Below are 13,560 nucleotides of genomic sequence, written 5' to 3'. Positions count from 1 at the left end.
ATGTTCAACCCCGACACGCTGACTTTGCGGGAAATGGCCAGTCTGCTGCGCCGTGGCGTGCTGACCAGCGTGACATTGCTGGAGTTTTACCTGCAACGCATTGCCGAGCGTAACCGGCAGATCAATGCCTTGATCCAACTGGCGCCGGTGGAGGAACTGCGGCGCCAGGCTCGTGAGGCGGATGAGATGGCGCGCATCGGTCAGATCAGCGGTCCGCTGCATGGCATTCCCATCACCGTCAAGGATGTCCTTCATGTTCGCGGATTCAAGATGTCCCGCGGCGTGGGAGAACTGATGGGGGATGTCAGCCATGAAGATGCGACGGCTGTCGCCCGACTCCGGCAGGCCGGCGCGCTCATCCTCGGCATCAGCAATGTGCCCGAACTGTGCATGGCCTTCGAAACCGAGAACCTGATCTACGGACGCACCCTCAACCCCCACGATCTGCTCCGCTCGGCGGGAGGCAGCAGTGGCGGTGAAGCGGCCGCCATCGCCGCTGGGTGCTCGCCAGCGGGACTGGCGTCCGATGCGTGCGGCAGTGTGCGGATTCCGGCGCACTTCAATGGTGTCTGCGGCCTGAAACTGACCCAGGGACGGGTGCCGTTGACCGGCCAGTTTCCCAACGACCGTTCCGGGCTATTTCACCTGACCTCGGCCTTTGGCGTGATGGGGCGCTATGTCGATGACCTGGCGCTGCTCGGTCCACTGATCAGCGGTGCCGACGGCCATGACCCGGACACCGTCGATGTGCCGTTCGCTGCCAGTGAGCCCCTGGCCGACCTGCGTGTCGCGCTGTTCTCGGCATCGAGCCGAGCCCCCGTCAGTGCGGCGGTGAGCCAGGTGTTGCAGCAGGTCGAACGGTGCTTGAGCCCCGTGGTGTCGCAGGTGAGCGCGGTCGCGCCGCCGATGCTCGATGAAGCCTGCGATGTCCTGTGGCGGGTGTTCATCACGGGCGCCGACGCCGGACGCAGCTGGCGGCGTTTGTTCGAGTCCATGAACAAGCGCAGCTTTACTCCGGCGATCGCTCAGTTGCTGGACATGAGCGAGGCCGTGGAGTTGAGCGTGGATGAAGTCAAGCGCGACTGGATCATGATCGATACCTTCCGCTATCAATTGGCGAAGTTCTTCAAGCAGCACGATCTGTTCATCTGCCCGGTCTTTCCGGATGTCGCGTTCCGCCATGGGGAGTCCCTGGAGGACCGCGATCGGTATGCCTTCGTATTCCCGTTCAGTCTCAGCGGCTCCCCCGCCGTGGTGATCCGCGCCGGCGTTGACCCGTCCACCGGGATGCCCATCGGCATTCAGATTGTCGGGCCTCACTGGCAGGAAGAACGGTTGTTGGCGGTGGCGGCTTTCCTTGAGCGGGAGCTGGAGCGTTGGAGCCCGGTCTCGCCTCGCCCGGTATCGACGTACTGAGGGGGCTCAAGCCGTAACGGTTCTGGCATTACGGCTGCTGACCACCAGTGCCAGCATGCCGCCGCCCACCAGCGCAGCACCGATGATCTCGATCATCATCGGTTGCTGCCTGAGCCAGAACCAATTCAGCAGGGTGACGAACAGGGTGTTGAGGTAAACGTAGGAAATCACCGTGGAGGGGGAGATCACCCCGATTGCCCGATGCAGCAGCCAGAACGTGGCGAGGGTGCCGAACAAGGCCAGGTACACCAGCCAGCCGATGTCCAGCGTCGACAACTGCAGGCCGCTGCGCCACCCGCCGCTGGCCAGGCAGAACACCAGCAGGAACAGCGAACCGAACAGCATGTTCCAGAACGTCATCGCCACCGGATCACGGCCCTGCAACGCTGTTGCCTTGAAGCGTTGGCTCAGCGGCGAATACAACGCCATCGCCAGGCAACCGGCACCGAACACCAGCACCGGATAAAGCGCCGGCATTTGCCCCGGGGCCGAGCCCTTGAGCGTCAGCAACACTGCGCCGACTGCCGCCACCAACATGGGCAGCAAGCGGGTCTTGAGGCTGGGACTGGGCAGCAGGAATACCTCGAAAAACAAGGTCATCAAAGGCACTAGCGTGTACAGCGTCGCGGTGTTGACCGCAGAGGTGTAGCGCAGCGCTTCGAACAACGAACCAAAGTAAGTCGCCAACAGCAGGCCGAGCACGGCGTGGGCCAGCAGGCCCCGAATGGAAATGGGCGAGGTGTTTTTCAGGAGCAGCAGCGGCAGGAACATCAGCGCCGAAAACAGCAGCCGCAGGCCTGTGAGCAGGATCGGGTCGATCGTCTGGCTGACCTGGGCCGCGGCAAAGAACGACGAGGCGATCAGCATCGCCCAAATGAGCATGCCCCAGTGAGCGGCGGCAAAACCGACGTTTTTCATCAAGGTCTTATTCCTGTGGTGTGGGTCGGAACGTCATGATGGACAAAACGGTCTGCCGTCACGGATGAACTGTCAAAACCGGGGCTGCATCCGCTGCGGCCCCCGGTATTTGTGTAGGCGGCTGTCTCGCCGTCTAGCTGATGTGTCGCGCGTATTGCTTGGGATTGAAGCGCAGCACCATCAGGAGCATCACCGCCATGACGGCGGTGAGTGACCACCAGGCCCATTCGAAGCTGCCCAACTGATCGCGGATCATCCCGGCAATCAATGGCGAAAGCCCGGCGATCAGGTAGCCGATGCCTTGCACGAACGCCGTCAGGCCACCGGCACGTCGCGGGTTGTCCAAGTGGTCGAGGGACACGATCAAACTCATCGGGAACAGGCCGCCGATGCCCAGGCCCAACAAGCAAGGCCACAACAGGCTGAAGCGTTCCGGGCTGAGGATCAGGCCGCTGAAGCCGCCGATGATCAGCGCCAGTAACACGGCCAGGACCAGGCGTTTATCCCGGCTACGGTTGGCAATCGCAGGGGTGACGAGGCCGGACAGCACTTCCATCGCCGTGAGGAACCCCAACAGCAGGCCCGCGTGTTGCTCACTCCAACCCTTCTCCACGTAGTACGGGGCCAGCCAGGCCAGTACGCAGGTGTAGGAGGCGGTGCCCAGGCCGAAGAAAATCGCCAGCAACCAAGCCCGGGAGTTGCTGAAGAATGACTCGTGCTGCCGGACAGGGGCTTCGGGTAACGGTGTCACGGCTGAGCGCTGGGCATACCAGCAACCCAGGGCAACCAACGCCAACAACGCCCAGATCGCCAGACCGATGCGCCAACTGCCGGTCTGCGACAGGACAAATGGCGAAAACGATGCTGCAAGCGCGGCCCCGCCCATGATCGACGTGACGTACAGGCCCATGAACAGCGAGACGTTGTCGGCGTAGCGCGACTTGATCAGCGCCGGCATCACCGCCTGGATCAGCGCGATGCCGAGCCCCGCCAAAACGGCACTGACGATCAGCTCGACGGCGCTGTCCAGGTACAAGCGCGAGGCGGTGGCGATGCCAATGATCAACAGCGACAGCACGATGGTGCGGTGTTCACCGATGCGCAGGGCGATGCGCATGCCCAGGAACATCGCCAGGCCCATGGCCATGACCGGCAACATGGTCAGCAGCGAGGCGGTGCTGAAGCTCAGGGGGACGTCGCCGCGAATGGCTGACAGCAACGGCCCGACGGCGGCCATCGAGGGCCGCAGGTTCAGCGCCACCAACACGATGCTGACCATCAGCCAGACGGCATGGGTGCTTGAGGTTCGAACGTTTTCCATAACAGAGCCTTGGTTAACAAAGGGTCATTTAGGCTGGGGCGGCCTGTTATGGGCAAACTGAAAACTGGCGGGGAGTATTGAAAAATTAAATGCTGTAGGTAATGGTCATCAGCGAAGGGGTCAGAGTTTTTGTGGCGAGGGGATTTATCCCCGCTGGACTGCGAAGCAGACCTGAAAAGTATGGACGCAACTTGCCTGACACACCGAGCGCTCAGGCTTGGGGGGCGCTTCGCAACCCAGCGGGGATAAATCCCCTCGCCACACTGTAGCTCACAGCCTCTTATTCCATCCCCGGGCTCAACGTCCCCAGCCAAGCCACCAACCCCAGGATGACCACCGCCACGGCGAACTCCAGGACCATGCTGCGTCGCAGGGCATTCACTGCCACGCCGTGCCCGCCGGTCTGTCGGGCCTGTTCCAGCAGCGGGCTCAGGTGAAAACGGTTCAACGCGGCGAACACCAGCATGGCTGCGAACAAAAGGAGCTTGAGCGCCAGCAACTGACCATAGGTGCTGTCGAGCAGCCCTGTGACGCTGGCGCCGACGATGAACAGGTAATTGACCACTCCCGTCACGCTGATGATCGCCACGATCACCGCCCCGGCGATTTCAAACCCGGTCAATGTCCGGGCCAGCACCGCCAGCCGAGGTTCAGCCTGGCGAAGCAACAGGACAAACGCGGCCAAGGCACCGACCCAACCACCTGCCGCCCACAGGTGCAGGAAATCGGTGATGAAGTGCCAGTGACGGCGTGCGCCTTCGTCCATGGCGCCGTGGCCTGTCCAGGCCAATGTCGCCAGCGCCACGGCCCCGCACAGCGCGACCAGGCCTAGGCTGGCAGTCGGCCATCGGTGATTGAGCGTCACGGCGATACCGGCCAGCAGCAGCGCCGCCATGCGCAGGGTCCACGTAAGGCCGACCTCGGTCTCCACCACCATCATTTCAATGTGTGGCCACAGTTCGGCCCACGCCGACACACCGCTCATGGCCCAGGCCATGCACGCCATGGCCGCCAGGGAGAGCAACCCGCCCAGCGCCGCCGTGGTCAGCAGCAGCGGCGTGAAAGACAAGTGCGCACCCGAGACCCGCTCCTGGCCTCGCAGGCTATAGAGCCCGAACGCGGCCAGGCCGAACAGCAACATCAGATCCAAATACAGGGCAAAACGCAGGGCGATGTTGATCGAGTCGCTCATCAACTCACTTCACCTTGAACGTGACGTTACCGGTGATCGGGTGCGTGTCGGACGACACCGCGCGCCACTGGACCTGATAGGTGCCGGCGGTGAGGGGGCCGTTCGGGACAATGACCATGGTTTTCGGGTCATCGCTGCCGGAGACCTTGGCTGGCATGGGCATGGGCGAATGCGCCGCCATGCCGGGCATCTCGGTCATCATCAGCTTGGCACCGGAAAACTTGGTCATCAGGTTTTCGGAAAAGTGCAGTTCGATCTTTGCCGGTGCCGCACCTTCGGCGCCCTCGGCGGGGGTAGAGGACAGCAGTTTCGGGTGGGCCTGGGCCAGGCCACTGACCAGCAGGCCGGTGGACAAGGCGACAGCAACAACAGCGGTTTTGATGAGTGACATGCAAGGACTCCTACAGCTCGGTTTTTAGTTTTGAGTGAAACAGGTCAGTGGCTCAGAACCACATGCGCACGCCCAACACCAGGCGGGCTTCGCTGCGGTCTTCGCCTTCTTCCCGGGCGTAGTCGGCGGTGTTGCCGTAGACCCGATTCCAGGTGACGCCAATGTAGGGGGCGAATTCGCGGCGTATTTCATAACGCAGCCGTACGCCGAGTTCGGTGTCCGACAGCCCTGAGCCGACACCGCGGGCGGGGTCGTTCTTGCCATAGAAGTTGACCTCGGCGGTGGGCTGCAGGATCAACCGATTGGTGAGCAAGATGTCGTAGTCACCTTCCAGCCGCGCCGCGCTCTGGCCACCTTCGCCGATGAACGCGGTGGCCTCGGCTTCGAAGTTGTACAGCGCCATGCCTTGCACGCCGAAGGCGGCCCAGGTTTGCGCATCGCCCGGCTTGAAGTCCTGGCGTACGCCGGCCACCACGTCCCACCAAGGACTGATGGCGTGGCCCCACAGGGCCTGAAGTTCCGCCTCTTCGGTCCTGCCGTTGAGGCGTTCACCTTCGGAGCGCAGCCACAAACGGTCGATGTCGCCGCCGATCCAGCCCGAGGCATCCCAGCTCAGGGCGCTGCCGTCATCGGCGTCTTGCCACTCCAGCTGGTCGATGAGGAAAAACGAATGGATGGCGCTGTCATGCACCGCGTGTCCGCCATGATCCTCGTAGACGGCGGCGCGGTCGGCGGCAGTCAGTTCCGGGATCGGCGTGCGGCTGGTGGTCGGCGCTGATTGCATGGGTTCCATGCCTTGCATCGAATCCATACCTTGCATCTGGCTATGGTCCATCCCGGGCATCTGGCTGTGATCCATGCCTTGCATGTCGTTGCCCGCCGCCCAGGCCGAGGTGGTGGCGCCGAGGGTCAGGCTGGCAATGAGTGCCATGGGGTATTGAAAAACAGTGGTCATGGTCGGCTCCTCATTCCTGCACCCGAACTTCACGGAACATCCCCATCTCCATGTGAAACAGCAGATGACAGTGGTACGCCCAGCGCCCGAGGGCATCGGCGGTGACGCGATAGCTGCGCTTGGCGCCCGGTGGCACGTCGATGGTGTGCTTGCGCACCATGAACTGGCCGTTCTCGTCCTCCAGATCGCTCCACATGCCGTGCAGGTGGATGGGGTGGGTCATCATGGTGTCGTTGATCAGCACGATGCGCAGTCGCTCGCCGTACTTGAGCAGCAGCGGCGCGGCGTCGGAAAATTTCACGCCGTTGAACGACCAGACGAATTTCTCCATGTGCCCGGTCAGGTGCAGCTCGATCGTACGGCCCGGCTCGCGGCCGTCGGGGTCGGGGAAGGTGCTGCGCAGGTCTGAGTAGGTCAGCACTTTGCGGCCGTTGTCGCGCAGCCCCATGCCCGGGTCGTCGAGCTTGGGCTTGACGCTCATGGCCTGCATATCTACCAGGGGGTTGCCTTTCTCGGTGTCGGGGTGCGACAGCATGCCGTCCATGCCTTGCATGGCACCGTGATCCATCCGGGCCATGTCGCCCATGCCCTGCATCTGGCTATGATCCATACCTTGCATCTGGCTGTCGTCCATCCCGGCCATGCCCTGCATCGAGCCGTGGTCCATGCCGCTCATTTGCCCCATGTCGCCCATGCTGCCGTGGTCCATGCCACCCATGCCCATGTCGTCCATGGTCACCAATGGCCGCGGGTCCAGGGACGGCACCGGTGCCGACAACCCGGCCCTGGCCGCGAGGGTGCCGCGGGCATAGCCGGTGCGGTCCATGGATTGGGCGAACAGGGTGTAGGCCTCCTGGGTCGGTTCGACGATGACGTCATAGGTTTCGGCCACGGCGATCCGGAACTCATCGACACTCACCGGTTTGACGTATTGTCCGTCGGACGCCACCACCGTCATCTTCAGGCCGGGAATGCGCACGTCGAAATAGCTCATGGCCGAGCCGTTGATAAAGCGCAGGCGAAGACGCTCGCCAGGCTTGAACAGGCCAGTCCAGTTCATGTCCGGCGCCTGGCCGTTCATGAGGTAGGTGTAGGTGGCGCCACTGACATCGGCCAGGTCGGTGGGATTCATCTTCATCTCGGCCCACATCTTGCGGTCGGCCACCGTGCTGGCCCAGCCGTTCTTGCCCACATCGTCAATGAAGTCGCCGACGGTGCGTTTGTTGTAGTTGTAGTAGTCCGACTGTTTCTTGAGCTTGCGAAGGATGTTGCCGGGGTCTTCATCGGTCCAGTCGGTGAGCATCACCACATAGTCCCGTTCGTACTGGAAGGGATCCGGTTCCCTGGCGTCGATCACCAGCGGGCCGTAGACCCCGGACTGCTCCTGGAAACCGGAATGGCTGTGGTACCAGTAGGTGCCGTTCTGCCGGACCTTGAACTGATACACGTACATGCCGTCCGGTTCGATGCCCTTGAAGCTCAGCCCCGGAACGCCGTCCATGTTGGCCGGCAGCACGATGCCGTGCCAGTGGATGGAGGTGGTGTCCTTCAAGCGATTGCGCACCCGCAGGGTCACCGTGTCGCCTTCACGCCAGCGCAGCAGTGGGCCGGGGATGCCGCCATTGATGGTCTGGGCGGTGCGGGGGCTGCCGGTGAAATTGACCGGGCTTTCGCCGATGAACAAGTCGAACTCGGTGCCGCTCAGTACGTTGGGTTGGCCCGGGCCGGTGACGGCCCAGACGGGCGCGCGCCACAAGCCCAGGCCGCCGAGGATGCCACCGGCAGCCAGGCCCTTTACGAAGGTTCGCCGGGAAGTGTTTGTTTGCATGGGTTGAAAGTCCGTCCGTCGATTCGCAGCGAACACCGGTTCCCCGGTGTCGCGTTGAAAAGAAGATGACATAAGCCGGCGGAGCGGGTGATTACATTTCAGTCAGCTTGCCGGGGGCGAGCACCAGGTGACGCTTTTGTGGCGAGGGCCTCCGGTCTTGGGATTGGACGCAGGTCAGAATGATCTTTTGCATCGACGGGATATTCTGTAGCCTTGCCGGCTTCACGCTGTCCCGTGCCTGATTGATACCCACTTTCCCGGCGGTACCCGAGTGGTCCGGAGCCGGGTGTATACTCGACTTTCGCGCTAAACGCGCTTGCAGGTCTTGCGAACATGACGCAAATTTCCGAACGCCTTCTGGTCCAGGCTCACCTCGACGCCAAGCAGCCCAAGCCGCTGACGGCCGAGCAAGAGGCCTGGTACCGCGCCGCCATCGCCGCCGAGCTCAAGGCTCAGGACGCGGTGCTGGTGGCCCACTTCTACTGCGACCCGATCATCCAGGCCCTGGCCGAGGAGACCGGTGGCTGCGTGTCCGACTCCCTGGAAATGGCCCGTTTCGGCAATGCCCACCCGGCCAAGACCGTGGTCGTGGCCGGGGTCAAGTTCATGGGGGAAACCGCCAAGATCCTCAACCCCGAAAAACGCGTGTTGATGCCGACCCTGGAAGCCACTTGCTCCCTGGACCTGGGCTGTCCGGTGGATGAGTTCTCGGCGTTCTGCGACCAGCATCCGGAGCGCACCGTGGTGGTCTATGCCAACACTTCGGCGGCGGTCAAGGCCCGGGCCGACTGGGTGGTGACATCCAGTTGCGCGTTGGAAATCGTCGAGAGCCTGATGGACAACGGCGAGACGATCATCTGGGGGCCGGACAAGCACCTTGGCACCTACATCCAGCGCAAGACCGGCGCCGACATGCTGCTCTGGGACGGTGCCTGCATCGTCCACGAAGAGTTCAAGTCCAAGCAGTTGGAAGACATGAAGGCGCTGTATCCGGACGCCGCGATCCTGGTGCACCCGGAGTCGCCGACGTCGGTGATCGAACTGGCGGATGCCGTGGGCTCCACCAGCCAGCTGATCGCCGCGGCCCAGACCCTGCCGAACAAGACGCTGATCGTCGCCACTGACCGGGGCATTTTCTACAAGATGCAGCAGCTGTGCCCGGACAAGGTCTTCATCGAAGCCCCTACCGCCGGCAACGGCGCGGCGTGCCGCAGTTGCGCGCACTGCCCATGGATGGCCATGAATACCCTGGAGCGCACGCTCAAGAGCTTGCAGGAAGGCGCCAACGAGATCTTCGTCGACCCGGCGCTGATCCCCCAGGCGATTCGTCCGCTCAAGCGCATGCTGGACTTCACCCAGGCGGCGCGGATGAAGCTGGCGGGCAATGCCTGAAGCTGACGAAGATATTGAGACTTGCGGAGCTTTTTGTGGCGAGGGGATTTATCCCCGCTGGGGCGCGAAGCGGCCCTCTCTATTCCCTCTGACACTACGCGGTGTCAAGTTTGGGGGCTGCTTCGCAGCCCAGCGGGGATAAATCCCCTCGCCACAAATGTATTTCAACTTTTCTGATTAGGTGGCTTCAGTTGGTCTTCTTGGGAATTCGCACCAGTTGCGTATCCGAGTAGATGTCATGCCAACTGCGCTGGCGCTTGTCGAACAGCGCCCAGATGAAGCCCAGCCCCACCAGCAGCAGTGACGCGATCGACACCACGAACCGCAACAGCGCCTGCCACAGGCTGATGGCGGTGCCATCGGCGTTCTGTACGCGGATGCACCACACCTGCATGCCCAGGGTCTGGCCGTTGTGGGTCCAGAACTTGGCGAAGAAGCCGAACAGCACGAACAGCAGCACGGTGGACAGCAGCGGGTCGCCGTCCAGTGCGCCGGCTTCGGTCAGGACGCGCATTTTTTCTTCGCCGATGATCGCCATCTGGATCATCTTGTAGGCGCCACTGGTGACGATCAGCAGCGCCGTGCACAGCAAGAAGTCATAGAACATCGCGGCCAGGCGACGACCCAGGCCGGCGGGAGGAAAGTCGCCCTGGGGGGTGAGCAGGTGTTTCGGCATGACGGCCTCGGATGAAAAAAGAAGCCATTTTACGGATTTACGCCCATAAAAAAGCCCCTGATATCAATCAGGGGCTTTTTAGTGTGCGAAAGCCTTAGGCTTCTGCTTGAACCTCGTCAGCCTGCATGCCTTTCTGGCCCTGCACGGCAACGAAAGTGACTTTCTGGCCTTCTTTCAGGCTCTTGAAGCCGTTGCCCTGAATGGCGCGGAAATGCACGAACAGATCCGGACCGCTTTCAGGCGTGATAAAACCAAAACCCTTCTCGTCGTTGAACCACTTGACGGTACCGCTCTGACGTTGAGACATTTTCTTATTTCCTTTGACGCTAAAATTGATGACAGCCTCTTTCACACGAAAGAGTACTGGGGCTGGGTTGCAGGAAAGTAAGAGACGTCGAACGGGATGTAGCGAACTTCATAAGCTACTGCCCAGGTCACGATTCCAAGCGACCCATGCAAACACAGTGACCAAACTCTACGCCAACTTCGAATGAAAAAACAACCCCCCGGAAGGCCCCGTATTTGCTCAGCTTGCCAGCATTTACGCCGCTTGCGGAGCAGGGCTTGTCGATAGGCTAGTTCAATTGTTTGCGCTCGTTATAAGGTTGGTTGATGTTCTAAAGATATGCACCTTTTTATGGCGGTTGCGTGACACATTAGTGCACGTATAACGCAACCGCGTTACTTATAGAAACAACCAATCAACCACGGTAGTAGCGCTGTGGAACGAATGGCATTTTGCTTACAAGCAAAGGCACCTTTTTCCCACGCACGATGGCCCAGACCGGCGTATCCAGTGTCACATAAGCACTGTCCAGGTAACCCATCGCCAACGGAGCGCCCAAGGTCGGGCCGAAACCGCCGCTGCACACCGCGCCAATGATCTCGCCCGCTTCGTTGACGATCTCCGCGCCTTCACGCACCGGTGTGCGTTCCTGGGGCAGCAGGCCGACACGTTTGCGGTTCACGCCGCCCTGTTGTTGGGCGAACACAGCCTCAGCCCCGGGGAAACCACCGGCGCGGGCGCCGTCGGCGCGGCGCACTTTGGAGATGGCCCACAGCAGGCTGGCTTCGATCGGCGTCGTCTCGGTGTTCATGTCGTGGCCGTAGAGGCACAGGCCGGCTTCCAGGCGCAGGGAGTCACGGGCGCCGAGGCCGATGGCCGCGACTTCCGGTTCGGCCAGCAGGGCGCGGGCCAGTTTTTCCGCATCGGCGGCGGGGACGGAGATTTCGAAACCGTCTTCACCGGTGTAGCCCGAACGGCTGACAAGACAGTCCACGCCCAGCAGCGTGACACGCTGGAACTGCATGAAGGTCATCTTCGCCACGTCCGGCGCCAGGCGGGCAAGCACAGTGACGGCGGCCGGGCCTTGCAGAGCGAGCAGGGCACGGGCTTCGAACAGCGGCTCGATCTTGCACTGCGCGCCAATGTGGGCTTGCAGGTGAGCCAGGTCCTGATCCTTGCAGGCGGCGTTGACCACCAGGAACAGTTCGTCATTGCCCAGGTTGGCGACCATCAGGTCGTCGAGGATGCCGCCGTTCTCGTTGGTGAACATGGCGTAGCGCTGCATGCCCACCGGCAGGTCGATGATGTCCACCGGCACCAGGCTTTCCAAGGCCTTGGCAGCGCCTGCGCCGGTCAGGCGGATCTGGCCCATGTGGGACACGTCGAACATCCCGGCCTGGCCGCGGGTGTGCTGGTGTTCCTTCATCACGCCCAACGGGTATTGCACCGGCATGTCGTAGCCGGCGAACGGCACCATGCGGGCGCCGAGTTCGAGGTGCAGGGCGTGCAGCGGGGTTTTCAACAGTTGTTCGGTGGACATAGCAACTCCTGGAAAATGAAAATGGCGCGCGTCAGCATTCGATGATGTTGACCGCCAGACCGCCGCGGGCGGTCTCCTTGTATTTGCTTTTCATGTCGGCGCCGGTCTGGCGCATGGTGCGGATGACTTTGTCGAGGGAGACGAAGTGATGCCCGTCGCCGCGCATGGCCATGCGGACCGCGTTGATGGCTTTCACCGAACCCATGGCGTTGCGTTCGATGCAGGGCACCTGCACCAGGCCGCCGATCGGGTCGCAGGTCAGGCCGAGGTTGTGTTCCATGCCGATTTCGGCGGCGTTTTCCACTTGCTGCACGGTGCCGCCGAGCACTTCGCACAGGGCCCCGGCGGCCATGGAACAGGCCACGCCCACTTCACCCTGGCAACCGACCTCGGCGCCGGAGATGGAGGCGTTTTCCTTGTACAGGATGCCGATGGCAGCGGCGGTCAGCAGGAAGCGCACTACGCCATCCTCGTTGGCACCGGGGATAAAGCGCATGTAGTAATGCAGCACGGCCGGGATGATCCCCGCCGCCCCATTGGTCGGGGCGGTGACGACGCGCCCGCCATAGGCGTTTTCTTCGTTGACGGCCAAGGCATACAGGTTGACCCAGTCCAGCACCGACAGCGGGTCGCGCAGGGCGGCTTCGGGGTTCTTGCACAATTGGCGGTGCAACGCCGCGGCCCGGCGCTTGACCTTCAGCCCGCCCGGCAGAATCCCTTCGTTGCGACAGCCCGCCGCCACGCAATCCTGCATCACCTGCCAGATCTTCAACAGGCCGGCGCGGGTCTCGGCCTCGGGGCGCCAGGCGCTTTCGTTGGTCAGCATCACCTGGCTGATAGACAGGCCATAGGTGGTGCAATGGCCCAGCAGATCCTTGGCACTCTTGAACGGGAAGGTCAGGGGTGTGACGTCTTCGACGATGCGGTCGGCACCGGCGGCGTCTTCATCCACGACAAAGCCGCCGCCGACCGAATAGTACTCGCGGCTGCGCACTTGCAGGCCGGCGGCATCGAAGGCGCGGAAGATCATGCCGTTGGGGTGGAAGGGCAGCGGCTTGCGGATCATCGCCAAGTGCAGCTTTTCGTTGAATTCAATGACGTGTTCGCCGAGCAGGTTCAGGCGACCGCTGCTGCGGATCTCCTGGAGCCGGGCGTTCACCGTTTCGGTGTCCACGGTGTCGGGGTGCTCGCCCTCCAGGCCCAGTAGCACGGCCTTGTCACTGCCGTGGCCCTTGCCGGTGGCGCCGAGCGAGCCGTAGAGCTCGACCTTGACGCTGGTAATGCTTTCAAGCAAATCGTCACGGCGCAGCCCCTCGGCGAAACGGGCAGCGGCACGCATCGGGCCGACGGTATGGGAGCTGGAAGGGCCGATACCGATCTTGAACAGGTCGAACACGCTTAACGACATGGTGTTTCTCCGGTTTCTTTTTATGAAGATCGACGGTTATGAAATGGGGCACAGGCTCCTTTGTGGGAGCGAGCTTGCTCGCGATAGCGGAGTGTCAGTCAACATTTCTGTCAGCTGTCACACCGCTATCGCGAGCAAGCTCGCTCCCACAGGGAGATGTGGTTTCCTTGAGAAAGTGACCTTGCACAAGGTTCGCGGTGTTGTTGAGAGGAGCGAGCAAGCCCGCCCCTCCACAGG

General features: G+C 62.2%; 12 protein-coding genes. 2 read left to right on the top strand and 10 right to left on the bottom strand.

Going from position 1 to position 13,560, the window contains the following annotated elements:
• Positions 1-1,416 (top strand): amidase, encoded by a 1,416-nt coding sequence (locus ACMTA2_RS25955; RefSeq protein WP_413795722.1) that lies wholly within the window; start codon positions 1-3, stop codon positions 1,414-1,416.
• A 6-nt stretch (positions 1,417-1,422) separates the two neighbouring features.
• On the opposite strand, the gene ACMTA2_RS25950 is transcribed toward ACMTA2_RS25955, so the two are convergent.
• The 6 genes from ACMTA2_RS25950 to ACMTA2_RS25925 form a co-directional block, all read right to left on the bottom strand.
• Entirely contained in the window at positions 1,423-2,334 is a 912-nt protein-coding gene (locus ACMTA2_RS25950; protein ID WP_413792360.1) for a DMT family transporter, read from the bottom strand.
• 133 nt (positions 2,335-2,467) lie between these two features.
• Positions 2,468-3,655 carry a cyanate transporter gene (locus ACMTA2_RS25945; protein WP_413792359.1) on the bottom strand — a complete coding sequence of 396 codons (1,188 nt, stop codon included), beginning with the start codon at positions 3,653-3,655 and terminating at the stop codon, positions 2,468-2,470.
• A 280-nt stretch (positions 3,656-3,935) separates the two neighbouring features.
• Positions 3,936-4,847 carry a copper homeostasis membrane protein CopD gene (copD, locus tag ACMTA2_RS25940; protein ID WP_413792358.1) on the bottom strand — a complete coding sequence of 304 codons (912 nt, stop codon included), beginning with the start codon at positions 4,845-4,847 and terminating at the stop codon, positions 3,936-3,938.
• Between the two features lie 4 nt (positions 4,848-4,851).
• Positions 4,852-5,238 carry a copper homeostasis periplasmic binding protein CopC gene (copC, locus tag ACMTA2_RS25935; RefSeq protein ID WP_413792357.1) on the bottom strand — a complete coding sequence of 129 codons (387 nt, stop codon included), beginning with the start codon at positions 5,236-5,238 and terminating at the stop codon, positions 4,852-4,854.
• Between the two features lie 52 nt (positions 5,239-5,290).
• On the bottom strand, positions 5,291-6,193 hold the full coding sequence (locus tag ACMTA2_RS25930; RefSeq protein WP_413792356.1) for a copper resistance protein B: 903 nt from the start codon (positions 6,191-6,193) through the stop codon (positions 5,291-5,293).
• Positions 6,194-6,203: 10 nt separating this feature from the next.
• On the bottom strand, positions 6,204-8,021 hold the full coding sequence (locus ACMTA2_RS25925; protein ID WP_413792355.1) for a copper resistance system multicopper oxidase: 1,818 nt from the start codon (positions 8,019-8,021) through the stop codon (positions 6,204-6,206).
• Positions 8,022-8,354: 333 nt separating this feature from the next.
• Between ACMTA2_RS25925 and nadA the strand changes: the two genes are divergently transcribed.
• Positions 8,355-9,413, top strand: a complete 1,059-nt coding sequence (nadA, locus tag ACMTA2_RS25920; protein WP_003205010.1) for a quinolinate synthase NadA — start codon at positions 8,355-8,357, stop codon at positions 9,411-9,413.
• A gap of 187 nt (positions 9,414-9,600) precedes the next feature.
• Here the strand turns inward: nadA and ACMTA2_RS25915 are convergent, their stop codons facing one another.
• The 4 genes from ACMTA2_RS25915 to ACMTA2_RS25900 all read right to left on the bottom strand — a co-directional run bounded on the left by ACMTA2_RS25915 (position 9,601) and on the right by ACMTA2_RS25900 (position 13,323).
• Positions 9,601-10,089, bottom strand: a complete 489-nt coding sequence (locus ACMTA2_RS25915; protein ID WP_413792354.1) for an RDD family protein — start codon at positions 10,087-10,089, stop codon at positions 9,601-9,603.
• A 94-nt stretch (positions 10,090-10,183) separates the two neighbouring features.
• The gene (locus ACMTA2_RS25910) at positions 10,184-10,396 is read right to left on the bottom strand and encodes a cold-shock protein (protein WP_003175786.1); all 213 of its coding nucleotides are present in this window, start codon (positions 10,394-10,396) and stop codon (positions 10,184-10,186) included.
• Between the two features lie 394 nt (positions 10,397-10,790).
• Complete coding sequence (gene gcvT / locus ACMTA2_RS25905; protein WP_413792353.1) at positions 10,791-11,915, bottom strand: glycine cleavage system aminomethyltransferase GcvT; 1,125 nt, start codon at positions 11,913-11,915, stop codon at positions 10,791-10,793.
• Between the two features lie 31 nt (positions 11,916-11,946).
• The gene (locus tag ACMTA2_RS25900; RefSeq protein ID WP_413792352.1) at positions 11,947-13,323 is read right to left on the bottom strand and encodes an L-serine ammonia-lyase; all 1,377 of its coding nucleotides are present in this window, start codon (positions 13,321-13,323) and stop codon (positions 11,947-11,949) included.
• Between the last annotated feature and the right edge of the window lie 237 nt (positions 13,324-13,560).

This window comes from Pseudomonas medicaginis (genome assembly GCF_965119365.1).
GTDB lineage: Bacteria > Pseudomonadota > Gammaproteobacteria > Pseudomonadales > Pseudomonadaceae > Aquipseudomonas.
Note: the sequence above shows the minus strand (reverse complement) of the source record. Positions and strands in the feature narration are given on the sequence as shown.